The sequence below is a fragment of the Aestuariibaculum sp. M13 genome (assembly GCF_024723255.1).
Taxonomy (GTDB): Bacteria; Bacteroidota; Bacteroidia; order Flavobacteriales; family Flavobacteriaceae; genus Aestuariibaculum; species Aestuariibaculum lutulentum.
On sequence record NZ_JANIAC010000002.1, the window covers coordinates 537,515 to 559,586 of the forward strand.

General features: G+C 32.0%; 23 protein-coding genes. 7 read left to right on the forward strand and 16 right to left on the reverse strand.

Annotated features, from left to right (window positions below; all coding sequences use genetic code 11):
* Nucleotides 1-104: 104 nt before the first annotated feature.
* The 6 genes from NO995_RS09355 (at nucleotide 105) to NO995_RS09380 (ending at nucleotide 7,086) form a co-directional block, all read left to right on the forward strand.
* Entirely contained in the window at nucleotides 105-629 is a 525-nt protein-coding gene (locus tag NO995_RS09355) for a Crp/Fnr family transcriptional regulator (RefSeq protein WP_258227273.1), read from the forward strand.
* Nucleotides 630-700: 71 nt separating this feature from the next.
* Nucleotides 701-1,297: an NAD(P)H-dependent oxidoreductase gene (locus tag NO995_RS09360; RefSeq protein WP_258227274.1), complete on the forward strand. Its 597-nt coding sequence runs from the start codon at nucleotides 701-703 to the stop codon at nucleotides 1,295-1,297.
* 455 nt (nucleotides 1,298-1,752) lie between these two features.
* On the forward strand, nucleotides 1,753-4,341 hold the full coding sequence (locus tag NO995_RS09365) for an AAA family ATPase (protein WP_258227275.1): 2,589 nt from the start codon (nucleotides 1,753-1,755) through the stop codon (nucleotides 4,339-4,341).
* A 407-nt stretch (nucleotides 4,342-4,748) separates the two neighbouring features.
* Complete coding sequence (locus NO995_RS09370; protein ID WP_258227276.1) at nucleotides 4,749-5,531, forward strand: hypothetical protein; 783 nt, start codon at nucleotides 4,749-4,751, stop codon at nucleotides 5,529-5,531.
* Between the two features lie 27 nt (nucleotides 5,532-5,558).
* Nucleotides 5,559-6,344: an ion transporter gene (locus tag NO995_RS09375; protein WP_258227277.1), complete on the forward strand. Its 786-nt coding sequence runs from the start codon at nucleotides 5,559-5,561 to the stop codon at nucleotides 6,342-6,344.
* Between the two features lie 61 nt (nucleotides 6,345-6,405).
* A complete protein-coding gene (locus tag NO995_RS09380; RefSeq protein WP_258227278.1) occupies nucleotides 6,406-7,086 on the forward strand; it encodes a hypothetical protein in 681 nt (226 codons plus the stop codon).
* 135 nt (nucleotides 7,087-7,221) lie between these two features.
* On the opposite strand, the gene NO995_RS09385 is transcribed toward NO995_RS09380, so the two are convergent.
* From NO995_RS09385 to NO995_RS09445, 13 genes are all read right to left on the reverse strand, one after another.
* Nucleotides 7,222-8,157, reverse strand: a complete 936-nt coding sequence (locus NO995_RS09385) for a DUF6371 domain-containing protein (RefSeq protein ID WP_258227279.1) — start codon at nucleotides 8,155-8,157, stop codon at nucleotides 7,222-7,224.
* 11 nt (nucleotides 8,158-8,168) lie between these two features.
* Nucleotides 8,169-9,647: a phage/plasmid primase, P4 family gene (locus NO995_RS09390; protein ID WP_258227280.1), complete on the reverse strand. Its 1,479-nt coding sequence runs from the start codon at nucleotides 9,645-9,647 to the stop codon at nucleotides 8,169-8,171.
* Between the two features lie 12 nt (nucleotides 9,648-9,659).
* Nucleotides 9,660-10,010: a hypothetical protein gene (locus NO995_RS09395; RefSeq protein WP_258227281.1), complete on the reverse strand. Its 351-nt coding sequence runs from the start codon at nucleotides 10,008-10,010 to the stop codon at nucleotides 9,660-9,662.
* Nucleotides 10,000-10,356 (reverse strand): helix-turn-helix domain-containing protein, encoded by a 357-nt coding sequence (locus tag NO995_RS09400; protein WP_258227282.1) that lies wholly within the window; start codon nucleotides 10,354-10,356, stop codon nucleotides 10,000-10,002. Before NO995_RS09400 ends, NO995_RS09395 begins: the two co-directional genes overlap by 11 nt.
* A gap of 146 nt (nucleotides 10,357-10,502) precedes the next feature.
* A complete protein-coding gene (locus NO995_RS09405; RefSeq protein ID WP_258227283.1) occupies nucleotides 10,503-11,261 on the reverse strand; it encodes a hypothetical protein in 759 nt (252 codons plus the stop codon).
* A 62-nt stretch (nucleotides 11,262-11,323) separates the two neighbouring features.
* Nucleotides 11,324-12,466, reverse strand: a complete 1,143-nt coding sequence (locus NO995_RS09410; RefSeq protein ID WP_258227284.1) for a site-specific integrase — start codon at nucleotides 12,464-12,466, stop codon at nucleotides 11,324-11,326.
* An 84-nt stretch (nucleotides 12,467-12,550) separates the two neighbouring features.
* A complete protein-coding gene (locus NO995_RS09415; RefSeq protein WP_258227285.1) occupies nucleotides 12,551-13,102 on the reverse strand; it encodes a helix-turn-helix domain-containing protein in 552 nt (183 codons plus the stop codon).
* A 235-nt stretch (nucleotides 13,103-13,337) separates the two neighbouring features.
* Nucleotides 13,338-14,735, reverse strand: coding sequence for a tRNA uridine-5-carboxymethylaminomethyl(34) synthesis GTPase MnmE (gene mnmE / locus NO995_RS09420; RefSeq protein ID WP_258227286.1), 1,398 nt, complete (start codon nucleotides 14,733-14,735; stop codon nucleotides 13,338-13,340).
* A 5-nt stretch (nucleotides 14,736-14,740) separates the two neighbouring features.
* Complete coding sequence (locus NO995_RS09425) at nucleotides 14,741-15,571, reverse strand: S1 RNA-binding domain-containing protein (RefSeq protein ID WP_258227287.1); 831 nt, start codon at nucleotides 15,569-15,571, stop codon at nucleotides 14,741-14,743.
* Nucleotides 15,572-15,679: 108 nt separating this feature from the next.
* Nucleotides 15,680-16,018: a DUF2853 family protein gene (locus NO995_RS09430; RefSeq protein WP_258227288.1), complete on the reverse strand. Its 339-nt coding sequence runs from the start codon at nucleotides 16,016-16,018 to the stop codon at nucleotides 15,680-15,682.
* A 141-nt stretch (nucleotides 16,019-16,159) separates the two neighbouring features.
* Complete coding sequence (menD, locus tag NO995_RS09435) at nucleotides 16,160-17,920, reverse strand: 2-succinyl-5-enolpyruvyl-6-hydroxy-3-cyclohexene-1-carboxylate synthase (RefSeq protein ID WP_258227289.1); 1,761 nt, start codon at nucleotides 17,918-17,920, stop codon at nucleotides 16,160-16,162.
* 50 nt (nucleotides 17,921-17,970) lie between these two features.
* Nucleotides 17,971-19,089: a chorismate-binding protein gene (locus NO995_RS09440; protein ID WP_258227290.1), complete on the reverse strand. Its 1,119-nt coding sequence runs from the start codon at nucleotides 19,087-19,089 to the stop codon at nucleotides 17,971-17,973.
* Between the two features lie 3 nt (nucleotides 19,090-19,092).
* On the reverse strand, nucleotides 19,093-19,518 hold the full coding sequence (locus tag NO995_RS09445) for a PaaI family thioesterase (RefSeq protein ID WP_258227291.1): 426 nt from the start codon (nucleotides 19,516-19,518) through the stop codon (nucleotides 19,093-19,095).
* 98 nt (nucleotides 19,519-19,616) lie between these two features.
* Between NO995_RS09445 and NO995_RS09450 the strand changes: the two genes are divergently transcribed.
* Nucleotides 19,617-20,189, forward strand: a complete 573-nt coding sequence (locus NO995_RS09450) for a GNAT family N-acetyltransferase (protein ID WP_258227292.1) — start codon at nucleotides 19,617-19,619, stop codon at nucleotides 20,187-20,189.
* Here NO995_RS09450 and NO995_RS09455 read toward each other — a convergent pair.
* The 3 genes from NO995_RS09455 to NO995_RS09465 are packed head-to-tail and all read right to left on the reverse strand — an operon-like array spanning nucleotide 20,166 to nucleotide 22,022.
* Nucleotides 20,166-20,774 (reverse strand): Pr6Pr family membrane protein, encoded by a 609-nt coding sequence (locus NO995_RS09455; protein WP_258227293.1) that lies wholly within the window; start codon nucleotides 20,772-20,774, stop codon nucleotides 20,166-20,168. The two genes, NO995_RS09450 and NO995_RS09455, sit on opposite strands and share 24 nt — an antisense overlap.
* 18 nt (nucleotides 20,775-20,792) lie before the next feature.
* Nucleotides 20,793-21,590: a COG3650 family protein gene (locus NO995_RS09460; protein WP_258227294.1), complete on the reverse strand. Its 798-nt coding sequence runs from the start codon at nucleotides 21,588-21,590 to the stop codon at nucleotides 20,793-20,795.
* A gap of 3 nt (nucleotides 21,591-21,593) precedes the next feature.
* On the reverse strand, nucleotides 21,594-22,022 hold the full coding sequence (locus tag NO995_RS09465; protein ID WP_240574527.1) for an META domain-containing protein: 429 nt from the start codon (nucleotides 22,020-22,022) through the stop codon (nucleotides 21,594-21,596).
* Nucleotides 22,023-22,072: the final 50 nt, after the last annotated feature.

Consider the following 22,072-nt stretch of genomic DNA (forward strand, 5'->3'; position numbering starts at 1 on the left):
TTAAATACATTCGTAGAAAATATTTAACTTGCTTTAATGTTAACTATTTCTTTTTAAAGCGCATTTGAATTGAATTTTCGTCACCTATACGCTAAACAACACCTATGAATACATTGCAATGGAATAAATTCAAACACCTGCTAACAAAAGAAGAAATCTCATCGAAAACAATTTTACTTAATGAAGGTGAAATTTCAAGAAAAGTGTTTTTTATTGAGAAAGGCTGTTTAAGATCCTGGTTTAACAATAATGGAAAGGATATCACATTTCAGTTTTTCACAGAGGGTCAAATCGTGGCATCTATTGAAAGTTTTAAATCAAACCAACCAAGTTTATTTACTATCGAAAGTATAGAATCCTCTATTATATATTCGATGTCCAAAACCGAATTCGATAGAGTCTTAGAAGAATCTTTAGACATAAAAAAACAATTTGAAGCCCTCACTTTCGATAGACTAATTACTTACCAAAAACTATTTCTTTCCAGAATAAAAGATAATCCAGAGAAAAGATATCTAAACCTACTTGAAACTCAACCTGAAATTATTTTAAGAGTTCCGCAGCACTACATAGCCTCCTATTTAGGCATAACGTCTGTTTCCTTAAGTAGGATTAGAAACCGAAGATAGATTTCTTAACAATTGTTATCGTCAAAAAAACGTATTGATAGGACATTTGTACAAAATTAAAAACAGTACAAATGAAAGTAGTAATAATATTCAACCACCCATACAAAGGTAGCTTTTGCAATGCCATTTTAGAATCTGTATCTAAAGGTCTTATTAATAATGGCCATGACATTGATTTAATACATCTTGACCAAGACAACTTCAACCCTGTAATGACATCTAATGACCTCAAGGCCTTTAGGGATAAAAAACCTGTAGATCCTAAAGTTATAGAGTACAACAATAGAATTAAACAGGCCGATCACCTAATATTTATTTTCCCCATCTGGTGGGAACTCATGCCTGCCATGACCAAAGGGTTTATAGACAAAGTCATCTTTCCAGGAGTAGCATACGACTATTCTAATACTCAAAACACACGTATGAAACCGCTTTGGAACAAACTTAAAGGCATAACCATCCTAACAACCATGAACACGCCTAAATTCCTCTATTGGGCTATTTTTGGTAACGCTATTAAGAAAGCAATGCTATTAGGAACATTTTGGAAGCTGGGATATAAAAACCGAAAATGGATTAGTTTCAATAAAGTAAAACAAGTCTCCCCAGAGAAAAGAGAGCAATGGTTAACTAAACTAGAGCATCGATTTATGAAAACATATATTTAAAGTAGCCTTATAATGCTACATTAATCATAATACTCAAAAATTTAATTGTAATAAAACCCTATCTCCTTTTACTAAAATAAAACACCATATAAAAGACTAAAAATGTACAAGTTAAAAAACTACACTTAAACCATTTAATTATCCTTTTGTTTACCTGTAAGTCATATTTCTATGTAAATACTATAGCATCTACACGCAAACAGCTGTATAAAATTTTACATTAAGCATAGATTTTTAAGTTATCAAAATTTTAAGGTCTTAATCCATTTTTATAATATATTTCCTATTTATTAGTAAGATTTTATTATATATTTATAGCTACTTAATTAAGCAATTATTTTGTTTTTCCTGCCCTGTGAGCATATAAATTGACTATTTAATTATGATGTAATACGTTAGCTTTAAGCTAAAAGAGACCCCGGGGTACTCAAAATGAACTAAACTAAAAAAATAAAATGTCAATATATCAGGAAATATTAGATTGGTCACAACAGAGACCTGATTTTATTAAAGATGCACTTAGGAGAATAGTCTCAAATTCAACAATTAATCAAAATGATATTGATGAATTAGTGCAGCTACTAAAGAAAGAAAATGGGGATACAACTATAACATTAAGTGTTTTTCCTTTTAACAACACACATATTCCTTCATCGACTGGTTCTTTAGCTTATTATCCAAGATTAACACGTTTAGAGCAACCTGTCAACATTTGTGCATTGCACAATCAAGGAAAATTACAATTTCCTAGTATTGGATTGACTGTAGTATATGGTAATAATGGTTCAGGAAAGTCAAGCTATTCAAGAATACTGAAGAAGCTCTGTTGGAGTAGAAACTCAAATATTGAATTAAAGAAAAATGTATTTGCACAAAACCCAAATCCTCAACAAGTTGATTTTGAGATTGATCTTAATGGAACAAGTACTAGATTTCAATGGGTAGAAAATACTCCTTCACATCCTGCCTTAAATTCCATAAATGTTTTTGATACTAACTGTGGGGATATCTATATAAATAGTGAAAATCCTACGGAGTACAAGCCAATTGGAATTGATGTTTTAGAAAGGTTGATTCCTGTTTTAAACGCAATCTCTCAATCTTTAACTAACGAAGTTACTGTTTACACAGCAACAAAACCATCTATTGACCAATTATTAAATACAACCCCAACTGGCCAGTGGTATTCTAATTTCGAGAGTTTAACAAAACCAGTAATTGATAATTACATACAATTTGGTTCTGAAAATGCAGCTCGTAAACAAGAACTACACAAACTTATTAATACTCAAAACCCTCAAGAGAATATTAAGAATCTAACAGGTTTTAAAGCAAGAGTAGATAATTATGCGAACCAGTTTGAAGGTATTGAGGTTCTTTTTAATGAAGAAAATATTACAGAATTAATAAGTCTAAGAACAAGTTTTGAGAATACAAAAAAAGCTTATGACGCTCTGACTATTGAAGTTAAGGAAATAAATACAATTGATGGTTTTGGCTCCAATCCTTGGAGAGTACTTTGGGAGGCAGCACAAAAATTTGCACTCAGCAATGGAATGTCAGATGGTGTGAAATTCCCTTCTTTTAGTTCATTGGAAAAATGTGTGTTGTGTCAACAGGATTTAGATGAAACAGCTCAAAAAAGATTGCTTGGCTTCAATCAATTTATATCTAATGATGTTTCAATACAATTAACTAATATCCAAAATGGAATAAATGGAAAAATACAATTCTTAAAATCGTTAACAGCTTTCTCTTTTGACAATTTTAAAGAGCTTAATCAATATATCCCTGACTTTGAAAAGGAGTTTAAGGAATTTTCAAACACAGTTGAAACTCTTAAAGCAAACCTTATTGATTACCTTGAAAAAGGTACAGAACTAAATATACAAATCAATGCTATTTCTATTAGTATAAGAAGCTTAGTACCGAATATTAATGCTCAATTAATACAAAACAATCAATTATTAAGAAATCGAAACGCTTTAATAGCTGAATATAATGAGCTGATAGCAAAAGAATTTTTATTCAATAATAAGGTTCAGATATTAAAATACTATGATGAACTGAAGTACAAAGAATGGATATCAAGGTGTCAATCGAATTTAAATACAAATAGCATCTCCAGAAAAATTGGAGATATAATGGAAAATCAAGCAATAAACTTACAGCATCAAGAATTTATAAATCACTTAAACGATTTTAACTCTGATTTAGCTGCAAAAGTATTATTATCAAAAACTAGGACATCTCAGGGGAGTACTTTTCAAAAATGCAGTTTGGATGGTATCAATCATTCTATTGAATCCATTTTAAGTGAAGGCGAGCAAAAAATAATTGCTCTCTCTAATTTTTTAGCTGAGTGTACGATTGATGGACGAAAAAATACTATTGTATTTGATGACCCTGTAAATTCTTTAGATATGGATTATCGGGATTTAATTGCAAACAAGATTGTAACGCTTTCACAGGACAGACAGATAATTGTTCTAACTCATGATTTATCATTTTTGCGTCTTTTAATTGATACACATAAGGCAGTAAATTTATCTGATTGCGAAATAGTTGGGATTGATAAGTATAATGGGATTAGTGGCATTGTCACCGATGAAATACCATATTTAGCAAAGAATGTTCAAGAACGGATTAACTCAATAAGGAGAATACTTACAGAACATGATGCTCTACAATTAAGGGATGCACATGGTCGAGAAACTAAATTGGACTCGGCAAGAAAAAGATTTAGAATGTTATTAGAGCGTTCGGTAGAAGAAATTCTTTCCAATAAAACCTATGAGCGATTCTCAAAGAATATCCATTTGAAAAAAGGAAATTTATCAAGCTATATTGTAACAGAACAATCAGATATTGATTTCTTGTTAAACTTATTTGGTAAATATTCTGTAACTGAACATGATGGTGGAACAACAACAATTCCTCAGTTGCCAAATAAGACCGTCATTGAACAAGATATAAGGGACTACTCAATGTGGAAAGATGGTTTTAAAGCCAAACTAAAAACATTTGTAGCCTCATACAATTAATATGAATAAAAATAAACAAAGGCTAGCAGCTAACATTTTGAATAAGTAATGGCAGTGAAAGTAGCATATTCCAAGGTTTGTAATCCGCTCGAACGGCAAAGCAGTTTAACATTAAAGTACTACGCAATATGTCACTAATCATACAATTAACCTACAAAGAAAATGAATTCATTAAATAAACTTAACAATAACAGGACAGCGAAGTGCTTTAAAGTGCCACACTAAGAAACGCCGTTAATATCATAACAGTATCAAAACCAAATAATTTCATTAAAACATAATAGAAAAACACCTATTTTCAGATTAATTTTTATCATTGAATTAAAGAAAGATACGGGAAACCTTACTTATACTTTTATCATTATCCCTATATTGGTCTTAATTTAAAATCTACAAAACTACGATAAATGAGTTTTTTAAAAAGTGCTATAAACCAGGTCGGAAGAGACATGGGGAAAGTTGTTAGTAATCAAATTTTTCAAGATAACCATTCGTCCCCATATAGAAGTGTTGGTCAACATACTGTAAGATTAAATAATTCTACAAAACAATCAAATTTAAAATCAGATTTTGATAAGGCAATTAACTTTCAGATGGGACATAGACCGATTACCTTAATTGCCAAAATATCTGGTGTTTATACTGTGATTAAAAATGAAGCCAACTACTATGTTTCTGATGGTTACCTTGACACAAAGGAATCTGAAAGTCTATTTGAAATGTTGAACAGATTAAATATGAAAATAGATGATATTTGCGATGTTTTAGAATTAGACTCAAAGGGTAATGAAAAAGAAATAAATCAACTTACCATTCTTGTTGAAAAAACAAACATTCTATTTAAAAATACCTTAGAAATTTCTGCGAAAGGTTGCTTTCAAAGACAAAAAGAACATGAGATTGAGGCATTACAAATTAAGAAACCTGAATTACTTTCTTTTATTGGATACCATTTAATTTGGATGGGTAAATATGCTAGAGGGTCAAAAAAATCCATAACAAATACCATCTTAGCAAACATTGCAGACGTGATTACTTGTACCTTCCCCTTAACCAGAACATATTTATTTTTAAAAGGATTATTTACTTTTTCTGGAGAAAAGAAACGCATAATAACAATCAAAAATGCACACATGAGACTAGCTGAATTGGAAGGTAAAAGAGCGGAAACCTATTTAAATATGGCTTAATTTTTTATTAAATACACACAGATACACTTGAAAACAAAAAAGAAAGTTTTCGACTTTATAAACACGAATCCAATTTTCACAAAGTTTATTTATGGTCTTATTATACTTAATGTAATTTCTATAATTTTAGAATCTTATAACGAAATAAAAATTGAATATAGCTCTCAATTATATTACTTTGAAGTTTTTTCTGTTATAATTTTTTCCTTTGAATATGTCTTAAGATTTTGGACATCTGATTTAGAATACAAAACAGGGACTAAATTTTTAAAACGATTAAAATTTTCAACATCAACATATGGTCTTATAGACATATTGGCCATCCTTCCTTTCTATCTCCCGTTATTATTTCCATTCGACCTAAGGGTTCTTAGAATATTGAGACTATTTAGATTATTAAGGATTTTCAAATTGGGGAGACTTTCTAAATCTATGAAGACGATTACGAGCGTATTAAAAGACTCTAAATCTGAATTATCTATAACTATCTTTGTAGCATTCATTTTGTTAATATTATCATCAACTTTAATGTACTATGTGGAAAGCGATGTACAACCTGAAAAATTTGAAAATATTGGTCAAGCACTATGGTGGTCTGTAGCAACATTAACAACTGTTGGCTACGGAGATGTTTACCCTATAACTGGGGTTGGTAAATTTTTAAGTGCAATAATTGCACTCATAGGTATTGGATTCGTAGCTCTACCAACAGGTATTATTAGTTCTGCCTTTGTTGAACGTATACAAAGTGAAAAAAGGAAAAAATTAAAACAACATCAATGTAAATGTCCTTCTTGTGGTATAGAACATTGATTCTACTATTAACCAAGCCTTCTTAGATTGAATTACAGCATCGATAAATAAATAAAAATACATGACCGACTTAACCAAAACAATACTTGAATATTCAAAAGATTATATAACTCTAGAAAATAACTGGTATAACTGGCGTGAAATAAATGAAGTAAAACTTCCAGAAGGTATTTCACTACCTAAAGGAAATCAGTATTTAAAAAATATTGCATTAAAAAATAACTTGCATACTAAATGGATAGAATCTACTACACAAAAGGAAAAATTTGAGCTTATAAAATATTACATTGCTACTTGGGGAGGTATACAAACAAACAGCAAAGCTTCTATGGAAGAGTATACTACTTTACCTGCTACAGATCTTATAAAAAAAGGGAAAAAAGGTATCGCTTCATGGTCTAAGGCTATCGTAGTACATAATCCAAACACCTATGCCATTTTTGATGCACGTGTAGCCATATCTTTAAACTGTATTCAAATTATCTATAACTTAAAATACAAAGTATTGTTCCCTGTATTATCGAGCAGAAACAAAGTCGTGTCTAAAGGTAATTCCCTTCTTAAAACATTGGCTAAAAAAGAAAAATGGGAAATAGCATCGGAAAACAGTTTCTATCTTGATTATATTAACATTTTAAATACGGTTGCCAAAGATATAGGTAGTGACATTTCAACAATTGAAATGCTATTATTCGCCAAAGCAGAATCTTTAGTTGATAAAGCTTTTAACCATACATCTTAAAGTTTAGTATAAACCCTAAATACGCAGTGAATTAAGAAGTACTTTAAAAGCAATATGCAAATAAAAAAACTAAGCCATATTGACAACTGTATAAACTATCAATATGGCTAAGTTCAAAATCTCTTAAAACAGCAATTAAACCATCTCTTCTGACTTTTTTATTCCAATCAAGTAATCAGCAATATCTAAACCCTGTAATTTTTCTTCAGGAGAAGCTTTAGTTTCAATCAGATCTGACACTCTAAAGCTTGCCAATTTAGTTAGGCTTGGTATTTTGTCATTCCATATGTCATAACATCCTAGATCCGGGAACAAAATAACGCTTCGGCCTTTTAACACTCTTGTTTTTTCTTCTGTCAGGTTATTTACACTGCCACAGGACATCCAAATAAATTCAGGTAAAAACACACTTGCTATTATTGCCGTTTTCTCACTCTCTACTATAGCAACAGGCTTATCTTCGTCTTCATTTAATAAATGCTCTCCAAACAAACACTGTTTTAAGTTAAAATCCTCCAGTTTTAAAACCTTATGAGCCCAGGTTATATGATTAAAAGGCTTCTTCACTCTTTTACCTGTTTTAGGATCATAAAGCATTATTTTCCCTGAACGGATTTTATTATTTATATCCATTTGCCAAAATACTGTTCCTCCCTGCCAGTGCTTGGATGATCCTATATTATATCTTTCCGCTAATGATAGCGCTATTCCAGGATTCCACAAATGAGACAAATAATCTAAAAAGTAGTTTGTACTTCCCTCCTTTTGACTTCTGTCAAATATGTCTTCATCAATAAAACTGGGTTGCCTTTTAACTACTTCAGATTGGATTCTTTCATTACCAGTAAAAACCTTATTCAAAGAAATATCATTGACCTGTAAATAATCTTTTGGAGGGTAATGATACCCGCATTTATTTATTCGATCACAAATACCCACACTTTCATGTAAATATTCATTTGTTTCTAAATCAATATACTTAGTAAACACCCCAATTTTATAACAATTGGGGCATTTAAAACGACTTTTTATTCCTTTATATGGCTCCAGTATAAACCTATATGAATTCATTTCGATAAGCTTTAAAATCCTAAACCATCAGGATCTAGTTCCTTACGTTGAATAAAGACTTCATTTCCTCCAGACTTTCGCTCAATACAATAGCCATCATTTTTCAAGCGCTTTGAAAATGTTTTATTGGAACATGGCTTATATCCACCATCCAGACAATACGATTTATATTCTGTATAGATATCCTTTAAAGGTCGATGAAAAGTTATAGATTTTTCATAACCTTCCTCCTCTAAAAACATAAGAACACTATCACTTTCCTTTTTATACTTTTGAATCTCATCCTGAACTATCGTACTATTGGTGAAACTCTTATTTTTTAATAAACGCTCCAGACCCATTAAAACCCAGTTAAACACACCCGACAATTCAGATTCTATAATACGCTTAGAAAGTTCCTTGTCTTGTTTATCCTCAGGTATGGTAACTTTAAAAGGAAGAATTAAAAAACGACGGAAATAACCATTCGTATTTTCTATTTCTGTTGGCAATTCATTACAGTTAAATATAAACCTAGCATAATCTGTAATAGTTTGAGTGTCCTTATAAAGCAATTTAGCTTCAACAGGCTCACCTGAAATTAACTGCTTAAAAATACTACTTTCTAGCTTTCCATTAATTTCGCTGGCATAATTCAAAAGCTTATTCTCCAACATAGCTCTTGAATTACCATTTTCTGCTGTTAACGACTGAAGTGAATAATTGGTTATATTCTGTGCGCCCAATAATGCCATTAAAATCTCAAATAATACACTTTTACCATTTGCTCCTGTCCCGAATAGTAAAAGCACTTTTTCTAGCTTTAGAACACTATTCTTAACAAATACATACCCTATGTATTCCGCTAAAATATCTTGCAACTCCTGTTCTGGCAACACCTCATCTAAAAACTTTCTAAATTGAGGAGCTACCGCTTGAGGATCATATCTAAATGGTAATTGATATGTTAAAAAATCACTTTCTCGAAATTCTCTTAAAAAACTCTTTTCAGGTCCTATTTCAAATGTACCGTTTTTTAAATTTATCAATGTCGTTTTAATATTGGGTTTAATTTCCTTTAAACGTGCATCAGACAAAAACTGTTTATACATCTCGTCTTTATACAAATGATGCTTAGCATCATACTTATCGACTCCCATCTTTAAGGCTACATTGCTTAAAAAATCCTTAAAAACCCCTTCACTTAGGTTTACCCAATGTTCTGAATTAAATAAGTATATATTATCATTTTTTCTGCACAGGTTAAAACCTTTAATTTTGGCTGATTCTAACAACAGCTCTACACTAGCAACTAAAAAATGTTTCCTTTTTAAACTACTCTTTTCCTCTGATAAGTTGCAATACCTCCTAAAGTCAATTGTATTAATATTTCTTAATATTTCTGAAAGAATTAAGTCCACTTGACTCCAATAACAATATTCCTTATCCTCAGTAACCTCAACCAATAGCTTTTCAGCTTCATCTAAAATATCTTCTCTGTTAATCCCCATAAGTTTCTCCTATTATATTTTATGTTCCTCATTTGACATATCATCTTTTTCAAGATAATATTGATTGATTTCTTCAAAACTTAATATACGATTATCCTTACAAGTATTAGTATTAAACGAATTACAATCCCAACTTTTAATATTAAATCCACTCATAAACTCACCAATAATATTCTTATATATTTCATTTGTTTCATTCATTTTATTTACTAAAAAATCATTCTCTTCCAAAAATCTTCTCTTGTTCTTAGCAATCTCATATTCTACATTCTTCCTTTCATAAAGATACTCTTGAACTATTTCATCAAGAAAATCCAAAAAATAATCGTTGTCCTCTGAATGCAGTAGTACATTAATACTCATAGCGACCTCCTTTCTTTGAGTTTAGAAAGTATACTTCCGCTTCCGCTTCCAACTCTTTTAAAGTTTGTTGCCTATCTGTTTTAATCCAGTCTATTATTTCAGATTTAAAGAAATACAACCTGTTCCCTTTTTTATAAAAGGGAATTTCGTTACGTTGCACATAACCGTACAGTGTTGGCTTTGTTAAACCTGTAAGCTCTGAAACCTTAATGATATCAATAGGACTTTCTGTTTCGGTAACTTCTACTGAAGCGAACATAGCTAAAAGCTGTTCTTTGAAGTTTTGTAATTCTTGTTTTAGACCTAATACCTCAGCAGGTAGTTGATCGAATGTAATTGAATTCATTTTTTGATGTTTTAAAAAATTTTAACACCGCAAATGACCGACTAATGATGGAAAGGAATTTTAAAGAATTTTTGAGAATTTATTAAAGTGTTAAAAAACAGAAACATAAAGACATTATTTTTTTTTACAAAGAATTTTAAAGAATTTTATCGTATACCTAAAGCCCTTTTAATCTCTTCAATATATTTAGGCTTCCCTTTCTGAAAAGATTTAAATGCACTGTCTTTAGTTTTATCTACAGAGATATTAAATGTATTACAAAAAGCCTCTCCAACTATTTTGTGGTCTAAATTTTCATTAATCGCATATGATTTTAATGAAACCGATAGTGCTGCTAAAAAATCTTTCCCGGAACCATAAGGTGATCCCTTTTTTAATAGAATTTTATTATCGTCATCCCATAACCCTGCATCTTTACCTTTTTTTATAAAATTATCATAAGTTGTTTTTGCTTTATCATTCCATAAGTTTTCGACAGTATTCTCAAGAATTTCTTTAGATGATTTTCTTTCAAAACTGGAAATATAACTCAATAAATACTCGTAGTTTTTTGCAGTACTGTACCTTTTATAAGTCTGTTCTAGTTTATATATAAAATCATAACTGTAGTAGTTTCCCCTTGAATTCGGGAATTCATCTGTAAGTAACTTATACTCCTCTAGCATATCTTCATTCCAACAGTCCAATTCACGTTTATGGTATAATTCTTTAATGAAGAATGCTTGCTCTTTAAGTCTTTTAGTTTCCATACTAAAAACCCCTTCATGCATTAAACCATAGGAGTTTAGTTTATCAAATAACTCTTTATTTAAAACATCTAATCTTCTTTTTCTTTCCTCATTTGATAGAAATACTAAGTTTTTTACTCTTTCATTCAAAAATACATCTGGATCATAATACGCCATTAATCGATCTTGTACATGTCTACATATTAATTTATGTAATTTCAAATTACTCATCATTATTTTTATAAATCAAGTATAATTTTGTTGGTTGTTGCTTGTTTAGCTTCATCAACAACCTTAGCATATATCTGTGTTGTTTTTAAATCTTTATGTCCTAACATCTTTGAAACCGTATATATATCTGTTCCGTTTACTAGCTGTAGTGTTGCATAAGTATGCCTAAAACAGTGAAACGTAACATGTTTTTGCACACCGGCATCCTTAACCCATTTCAAAAGAATTTCGTTTTCGCGTGCAGAATATTTTAACCCTTCAAACACTTTCATACTAGGATCCTTTCGTTCCCCTAACAAATCATAAGCTTGTACTGAAATCGGAAAGTATTCATGACTTTTCGTTTTCTTTTGCTGAAAATGAATCGAATAGTTAGAAGTGTCATTTTTAATAACCTCTCCCCATATTAACTTTACTATATCTGAATGTCTTAATCCTGTTAAAGCCGAAAACAAGGCTGCCTGTTTTAAAACAGCATTATCACAATTTGTTTGCACCAATAAGTTAAGCTCTTCCAATGTCAAAAAAACCCGCTCACTACTGGCCTCTTTTATTGGGGTTATTTTAGAGTTTAAATCTTGTAGTAACAAGTCATCAACGAAAGCTTGTTTTAAAGTTGCTTTAAACTTATTAAAGTAGCTCCTTGCCGAATTTTGAGAAATTGTTTCTGTCTTACTCCTTCGGCTTTTGGCATGTAACAAATAATACTTGTAATCGTTACAAAACTTTTCATTTAGGTCACTAAATTTCAGATTACCATTTGTAAACTCCTTTAAATAATGAAAAGCGGAAAACCAAACATCATAATTATTACCATCCCTTTTCTTCATCAACTGTTCATAGTAAACTATAAACGATTGTTCTCCCTTTTCCTTTAGTTTTAGCTGTTCTAACTCAAAAGCACTATAAACTTCTGGCTTATTTAATTCATTATCCCATTTTTGTCTAATCTGTTCTGCTATAAGCAAAATTCTCTTTTTATCCTGCTTTAATATGGTTGTATTAGCTTTTTCTGGAATATGAAGTTTTAAAAACTTTCTTCGAGTTGTTTTATCAGAACCCGAAACCTTTATTGCTGGGTAAAAATCTAAATAAAGACTTTGCTTACCATTGCCTATAGGCTTTCTTCTTAAAGTTACTTTTATTGCCATTTAATTTAAACTATGTATAAAGTGTAGTTTATGTAGTAATTTTATAAAATATATTTTTTTAACTATTTTGAGTTTGGCTCAACATTAGCTAAGCAAAGCTTCTATTTTAACTTTAGGTACGTAAACAAATTTCCCTTCCTTAATCTTTGGTATTTTGTTTCGTTTGATGAGATTATATAAAGCCCCACTAGATATATTGTATTTTAATATTACTTCATTAATGCTATAGCAGTCAGAAATATCATAATTTTCGGATTCATCCATAACTGTTTCTGGTTCGGACTCTACAAACATTTTATCAATTTCCGAACGCTTTACTCTAGTTAATCTTTCTCCTATATTAAATGCGCTAATTGTTCCCTGTTCGATGTAATAATAAACAGATCTAACCGAACAATTTAAAAGAATAGACACTTCCTTCACTGTTAATATTTCCTTTGAATTAATAACTTCTAGTTTACTATCCTCTTTCTTTTCCGTCTGCTTTTTAGAAACTTCAACTTTCAAGTTTTTAATCCGCTCCTTATACGCCCTACTATTACACTTATGGGAACAAAACCGAGTTACCGTTGTTTTTGCAACAAACTCTTTTTTACAATGCTCACAAACCCTAATAACTTCGATTTTACTACTCATTTTTATATCATTTAATACTATTAAGATAATTTAAATGCAATTAAGCGCAAAAAAATAGAAGTATTAGATTGACTTTGTACTTCTACAAGCCCAAAGGTACAAACGAGGTACAAATCTACAAGTATTTAACCAGTACTAATTATTAACAATTATTAAATAGGAATCATTAAAAAACCCTGTATATATAAAGTATACAAGGTTTATTATATTTTCGTTACCGATTAATTAATGAAGGTTACTTTCCGATACAGAAATTAGCAAAAATATTACCCAGTAACTCATCGTTCGTAACCTGACCAGTAATTTCACCGAAGTAATACAAGGCCTGACGAATATCGATAGCCAATAAATCTCCAGACAAACCAGAATCTAAACCGTAGCGCACTTTTTCAATCTCTTCTAAAGCTTTTAATAACGAATCGTAGTGTCTTGTATTTGTTACAATGGTATCGTTATTTCTTAAAGCTCCGGTATTTACAAAACTTAGCAATTTATCCTTTAATTCTTCGACACCAAATCCAGTTTTTGCCGATAATAAATGTAAATCTGAAATCTGAATTTTAATGTTTTCTATCTCGGTTTCTGAAAGCTTATCGATTTTATTAGCAATTATTACGATTGGCTTTTGAGGATATTTGTTCTTAATTTTTTCAATTTCAATCTTAAACGATCTAATGAAACCGTCTTCTTTAAGATTGGTGCTATCTGCTAAGAAAATCACAACCTGAGCTTGCTCTATCTTCTCAAACGTCTTTTTAATACCGATGCTTTCAACCACATCCTGAGTTTCTCGAATACCTGCGGTATCTATAAACCGGAAACCAATTCCTCCTATTGAAATTTCGTCTTCAATGGTATCGCGAGTGGTTCCTGCAATATCTGAAACAATAGCGCGTTCCTCATTTAAAAGCGCATTTAACAAGGTAGATTTACCAACGTTTGGTTCTCCTACAATAGCTACAGGAATTCCGTTTTTAATAACGTTACCTACAGCAAACGAATCGATTAAACGCTTTAATACCACACTAATGCGATCTACTAAATCTTTAAACTGAGATCTGTCTGCAAACTCGACATCTTCTTCTGCGAAATCTAATTCTAGTTCAATTAAGGAAGCAAAATTCAATAACTCTTCACGAAGTTTAGCGATTTCAGATGAAAATCCACCGCGCATTTGTTGCATGGCGATTTGATGAGACGCCTCATTATCACTGGCAATTAAATCGGCTACAGCTTCCGCCTGACTTAAATCTAATTTTCCATTTAAAAACGCACGAAGCGTAAATTCACCCGGTGTTGCTGTTCTACAGCCTTTTCTAAGAAACAACTGAATAATTTCCTGTTGAATATAATTAGAACCATGACAAGACACCTCAACCACATCTTCACCGGTATAGGAGTTCGGGTTTTTAAAAACCGAAACTAAAACTTCATCAATAGTTTTTGGTCCATCGACAATATGTCCTAAATGTATGGTATGGGTTTTCTGTTTGGTAAGCGATTTATTATTTACAACCGACCTAAAACAACTATCGGCAATAGTAATAGCATCTTTACCTGATAAACGAATAACAGCAATGGCACCCGCTCCTGAAGGTGTTGCCAAGGCAACTATGGTATCTTGATTAATCATAAGGTTTAAACTAAATAAATGCCGTCTGGTTTAATCTCAATTTTCTTGTCTTTGTACAATGAACCTACTGCTTTTTTAAAGTTCTTTTTACTCATTTGAAGCAGATCCTTAATATCTTCAGGGTTCGATTTATCGGTTAAGTCTAAATAACCGCCATTATCTTCTAATTCCTTTAAAATACGCTCGGCATTTGGTTCAATATTTCTATAGCCAATTTGCCCCAATGATATATCTAATTTATTACCGGGACGAATCTTCTTAACGACACCTTTTAACTTATCGCCTACGCTCAATTCTGTAAAAATTTGATCGTTATAAATTAAACCGGTATGTTTTTTATTCACAATAACGTTCATTCCAATTTCTGAAGGATGTGAGACAATTAAATCGACTTCATCAAACTGCTTAACGGTAAGTTCCTTATTGCTCAAAAAACGGTTGGTTTTACTCGAAGCGACTAACCTTTCAGTTTTCTCGTCCATATAACAATGCACCAGATACCATCCTTTAGGCTTCATTTTAAAGGCTTGTTCTTTAAACGGACAGAATAATTCCTTTACCAGTCCCCAATCTAAAAAAGCTCCGAAATCGTTTACCTGACTGCATCGCAATAAAGCAAATTCGCCTAATTTAATATAAGGCATATCGGTAGTGGCTACCGGACGTTCTTCATTGTCTAAATACACAAAAACATCTAGCTTATCCCAAATTTTAAAAGTTTCTGGAACATACCTGTTTGGTACTAAAACCTCGTTATTTTCTTCATCTACTAAGTAAATACCATGATCGGTTTCACGTAGAATTTCTAATGTATTAACTTGCCCTATATTTATCATGCTGCAAAGGTAATAATATTAACACGAGTTTTTCCAATAAATATAAGACATAAAAAAAGCGCTGCAATATATAATTACAACGCTTTTCTATGCATAATTAAGTGTATTCTAATAAACAGATTCTTTACCGAAGTGCTTCGTTAATAAGTAATAAACCACCGCTCTGTATTTATTACGATTAGATTTACCATATTGCTCCATAACAGCATCAATACCTGCGTCTAAATCTGGCCCGTCTGCTAAACCTAATTTTTTAATTAAAAAATTGTTTTTTACAGTAGCTACCTCTGCTTCATCTGATCCTGAAACTGTTGCTGCATCAGCGTTATAAATTGCAGGTCCGCACCCAATAGTTACTTTTGTTAATAAATCCATATCAGCATCAATACCACATTTCTCTTTTAAATCGGCAGCATATTTCGCAATAAGCTCATCTCTTTTACTCATAATAATGTCTTTTATAAATTAATAAAATTAGTAGTTTTAAATATACTTAATTTTATGACACTGTAAAAGGGAAATAGTCACATATAACACAGATTTTACATACGTCAATTAACAAAACGCGAGGAAATCTATAAAATACCGTTACTTTAAAAACTCAAAATAATTTAAAAGGACTTTGTCGTTAACTTGTTTAGGCGTAAAAACCTCAAGTAATTTTGGTCTTTCACTTTTTTCGTAAAAACCTTCTAAAGCATACTCCAAAGAGGTTTCCTCGTTAGCTGTTATATACTCGAAACCATACATCTCACTTAAATGCTTTGCTGTTAAATTATGATTGGTTTCAAAGTAAGTATCGAAATTTTCAGTATCCTTATGCCCAGGAAGAATTCTAAAAATACCGCCACCTGTATTGTTCACTACTATAATTCTGAAATTAGCCGGTATATAGTTATTCCAAAGTGCATTACTATCGTATAAAAAACTTAAATCACCAGTAATAAATGTGGTTTGCTTTTCATTGGCAACTGCACAGCCTATCGCTGTAGACGTACTACCATCGATTCCACTGGTTCCTCGATTACAATACACCTCCAGAGTTTTATTTATTGTAAAAAGTTGAGCATAACGAATTGGTGAACTATTGGCTATTTGTAATATTGTGTAATTAGGAACAGCATTGAACAAATAATTAAAAACCTTAAAATCACTAAACGGAATTTGATTTAAATACTGATTATGTTTTTCCATTCGTTGAGTTCTTACCTTCTTCCAGTCAGAATGATAATGGCTCTTTACATAATGCGTAAGTTTTGGTAAAAACGTTTCGAAAAACTGATTTGGTGTAACCTCCAAGTGATTACTTAAACAGAAAAATGTATCGTTGGCATCCTTCTTACCAATATGCCAGTGTTCCCTAGGCTGATATTTACGTAAAAATGCTTTAATTTTTTTAGAAACAATCAGTCCTCCAAAAGTTACAAGAATATCAGGCTGTAGCTCCTTTTCTTCTTCCTCTGTTAGAGGCGCAATCATTTGATCGATACTCGGGAAAAAGCTGTCGTGATATAAATTCGATGTTGTCTCTGTAAATACAATAACACTATCGTCTTCAGCCAATTCATCAAGCCATTTTCGTTCTATCTCATTAGGTTGATTTACTCCAACCAAAACCATCTTTTTGGTAGCAGCATTCCAATCTTCCAGACATTCCTGTAGCGTATACGTTTCAATCGTTTTTTGCTTCACTGAAAACTCTGTTACCTTAGGCGAAACACTTAATTTATCAACCGTTTGATACAAAGGTTCATCAAAAGGAATATTAATATGAACCGGACCTTGTTTTATAATGGAATGATTTATTGCCGTTTGAATTTCTTCCTCATTATACGACTGAATATCTTTCTGAAGTCCTAAAAAACGCTCTAATCGGTCTTCAATGTTCTTAAATATTGGTAAATCTTCATTACCAGGAAGGTTATTCTCATCCTTTAAATCTAATTTCAGATTCGCTGAATACAGAATATGATTATCAAAAACGTTTTTCTGATTTATCGTTTGTCCATCACCAATCCCAATTAAATGCTTTGGTCGATCTGCCGACAAAACTACTAACGGAATATCGCTGTAAAACGCTTCAGCTACCGCCGGATAATAATTCAACAAAGCACTACCCGATGTACATACCACAGCTGTTGGCTCCTTTATTTGTTGCGCAATACCTAAAGCAAAAAAAGCAGCACATCGTTCATCGACAATACTATAACACTTAAAATACGGATCGTTGGAAAAACCAAGAGTTAATGGAGCATTTCTACTTCCCGGAGATATTATAATATGTTGAATGCCTTTAGCCTTACAAAGCTCTATAACAGTTTGAGCAAGAGGGATATTTGGGTACATCATAGCTTTTTAATGAGTATGTAAAAGTAATAATAGCGTAGCAAATACCCTAATTACAAAACGTTTTTCATCACTTTAGATTTCGATACCGTTTCTTCCCATTCGCTTTCCGCATTTGAATGTGATGTGATACCGCCTCCAACATAGATAATTGCAGTACTATTTTTAATTTGCATGCAACGTAAATTCACATACAACTGGGTACTTTTCTTAGGAATGGCGTATGCCCGGTTTTCTATATTACGTCGCCCTGAACGGGGTTTAGCGACGGTTTCTAAATTTAATTCACCTAAAAAACCTGTATAATATTCTCTATTATAGTTTTCATTTTTTAAGATAAACTCTTTTGACTCCTGTTTAGGCAAACCACAAACGGCTGGCGTTGGATGAATTATTGAAATGACATCCTTTAACGCTGAATTAGAGTCCAGTCGTGCTGAAATTAGAGTTCTTAAATGAACTAGATTACCGGCTTTTACCGTCTCTGTTTTCGAAACTTTTAAATGGCCTACTGAAGGCTTAATGCTATCTACAATAAAATCAGTTACAAATTGTTGTTCTTCCCTTTCCTTATTCTGCCAGGTCACATCAAGTGTACCGTTGTATTCCTGAGTGCCGGCTAATGACATGATTGAAAACTGCTGACCTTCAATTTTTATCAAAGTTTCCGGAGTCGCGCCTAACCATAAACCCACTTTTGGATGATACCAGCAATACGCAAAAGCTAACGGATAATGATTAAGAAGACTTTTAAAAATTTCAATAGGATTAGTTTCTTTAATTTTAACGTCTTCCTTTCTTGACAATACTACTTTTTCAAAAGCAGCATCTTTAATAGCTTCAACCCCTTTGTTAACCAAATTAATATGAAAGGCCTTTTGCTCGCCTGTCACAACAGATAACGGCTTACCGTTAAGTTGTGTTGGTATTACCTCATAATCTGAACAAATAATTTTTGAAGCATTATCTACAGGCAACAAAATAGCATCTAAAGCATCATCAAAAGGTGCAAAAACAAATCCTTTCTCTGTAAAATCTTTGGTAATATGTAACGTATTATCTTTTTGTAAAAACGCCGATATAGATGATTCTCCTGGTTTTCTATAAGCAACAAAAGGCAACTCGTTATTGTATTGGGTTTCAATACAGGTAAAAAAATTAAATAAGGTCATTAACTATCCTTGTTTTGGTAACGAAATGGTAGATAATTTACAAACCGAGATTAAATTATTGTCTTCATCGGTTACTTTGATATCCAACAACTGGGTTGTTCTTCCTTTATGAACAAACGTTGCTTTAGCATAAACAAAGCCCTCACGAATACTTTTTAAATGGTTTGCTGAAATTTCTATACCACGCACAAAAAACTTTTCGGTATCTATAAAAATATGCGAAGCAAAACTCCCTACACTTTCTGCTAAAGCGGCTGTTGCACCACCGTGCAAAACACCATCAGGCTGGTGTACTCTCGAGTTTACAGGCATTCGAGCCACTAAAAAATCATCACCATAATCTACAACTTCAATTTCTAAGGTTTCCATTAAAGTATTTTTGCAAGCTGCATTAGCTTGAGCTATTACATTCTCTTTAGATAATGGCATTTAATATTGTATTTTTATTAGCGCAGGTAAAAATACAAAATGCTAATCAAAGGCATGAAAAATTAACCTTTAATTAAATTTACCTTATTAATAATTTTATGAAAGCACCTACTTTAGAAAATAACCGTGTTAAACTAACCTTATTAGATTTAAGCAACTATAAACACCTTTTAGATATTGCACTGCAACCCAATCTTGTTCAGTATTCGCCGAGTAAAATTAACACCCCGGAAGACTTAAAAGATTATGTACAAACGGCGGTTGATGCATATTACCACCAAACAGCAATCCCTTTTATTATTTTTGACAAACAACTGAACTCATATGCTGGGAGTACTCGTTTTGCTCTAATAAACTGGCAAAACAAACTTTTACACATTGGTTGGACCTGGATTGGCAAAGAATTTCAAGGAAGCGGATTAAATACACAAATGAAATACCTAATGCTTGAATATGCTTTTGAAACGCTGAACTTCGACAAAGTTTGCTTCACCGTAGATGAACGCAATACAAAATCAAGAAAAGCAGTTGAAAAATTAGGAGCAACCTTAGAAGGCATCCTAAGAAAAGATGTTTTAATGCTGGACGGTTTTAAGCGTAGTACTTGTTATTATGGCATTTTAAAAGAAGAATGGCCAAAGATAAAATCAACTATAGTAGCCCAGCTTTAAACGTTGTCCTAAACCAATAAACATAGAAAATAGCATTAAAAACAGCAAACACATTAAAACACTATTAATTAAGGTTTGTTGCCAGCCTATTTCCAAAACATTAATAAACGGGTAGGGATAAAACCCGGAAAACATACCTCGTGTTAATATATATATTAAATACACCAACGGGTAAATCAACCATTTCGGAATTAAAGACCAAACAACATGTTTGGCTCCATCGTACAAAAACCAATACACCACGGTTAAAACAGGAATAATACTATGAAGTAATTCGTCTATAACAATCTGAAAACCTTCAGGTGTCCAGACCGGTCTCAATAAGGTTTGATATACTACGCAAACCACCGTAATATAAACCGCAATTGGTGTTAACCATGTTTTGTAATCCACCTTTTGAAAGTTTAAACTTTTCATGGTAAAAAACAGCGCTACAATGGTGTTTGTTAATATGGTGAAATAACTAAAAAACCGTTCTATCGATTCTACCGAAGACATGGTTTTATCCATTAGCATCAAAAAAAACTGCATTATTACGGCAAACCAGCCCAATATAGCAATACTATAAGCCAACCGTGTTTTCATAAATGGTTAATATAAATGTTATTTACAATTGGTTTTCACCAGAGGCATTTTAGAAGAATAAGCAATACTATCTCTAAACTTAAAGGCTGTTCCCGTTTCGTTTAAGGTGCCGAATCCTTCAATTAGAGTATCTTTTTTCACTAAAAACGCGACTTCCCTAACGCTTTCTATACCTTCCGAAATAAAAGTAAATGTACCCAGAAGCTTATCGCTATACAACTTCCCTCTAAAATTACCCATGTTCTCATCTTTTTCGTGATACCTGTATTTTAACCGACCGTAAACATCGTCACTCACATCGGTAATTTGAAATAGCAACTCATTTCCGTCTCCACTATATACGTAGCAACCTGTCTTCAAAGATGTTGTGTAATAACCACAGCCTGCTAAGGTATGATGTGCTGTTTCTCCTGTGTAATTATAATTAATAGTTACAGCATAAGGAAACGACTCGCCTGACATAGCGTTTATACAATTGCGTTTTGAAATCTGAATCGTTAAAACCACAGCTTCTGTTTCTACATGATAACGCTTTACGTTAGCATCCATAGCACGAACAGGCTCAATATGCGGTGTTATAATGGTATCACTCATCATCTTCAATTCAATTTTATTATCCGCAATTTCCAAACCCCAAAATGGTTCGGTTCCTGCTGCTTTAAAATAAGAACCAGACTCAAGTGTTTCTGAATATTCTTCTTTTGTTTGAACTTTCAAAGTGTCTGATAATTCAGTATCTGAAGTTTCCAATTTTTCAGTATTCTTATTTTTACATCCAATGAGTAAAATCAAGAAAACAAAAGCAAACCTAAACATGACTTATGGTGTTACTTTTTTGAAGCGCATCATAGGTAAATCGCCCATCAATAAATTCAATTTTCCATCGGCATCAATACTATAAGCATCTATTTTCTTCATAGTTTTAAGAAATACCACTTCTCCTCCGCCTTCACAAAACATTAAAGTTGTTGGTCCCGGCTCTCCGAAAGACAATTTATTTCCTTCTAAAGTATAATCTGCCGAATATCCATTACAGCCATTGTTTCCCATAACTTTCCCTTCTTCTTTACTAAAAGTTATTTGAGGTTTTTTGTTCGGATAAAGACCATCAAATGCTATGCGAGGTCCAGTAACATATTCTAGTTCCCATGATGAATTATATATGGCATCTGTTGTAGACTGTGATGTTTTACATGAAAAGACAAATAGAAGACAAGCAATACAAAAAGTTAAGCTTAAGTATTTCATAAGTTAAGGTTTTTAATATGTTCCCTACGAAGTTAGCTTATTAATAACTT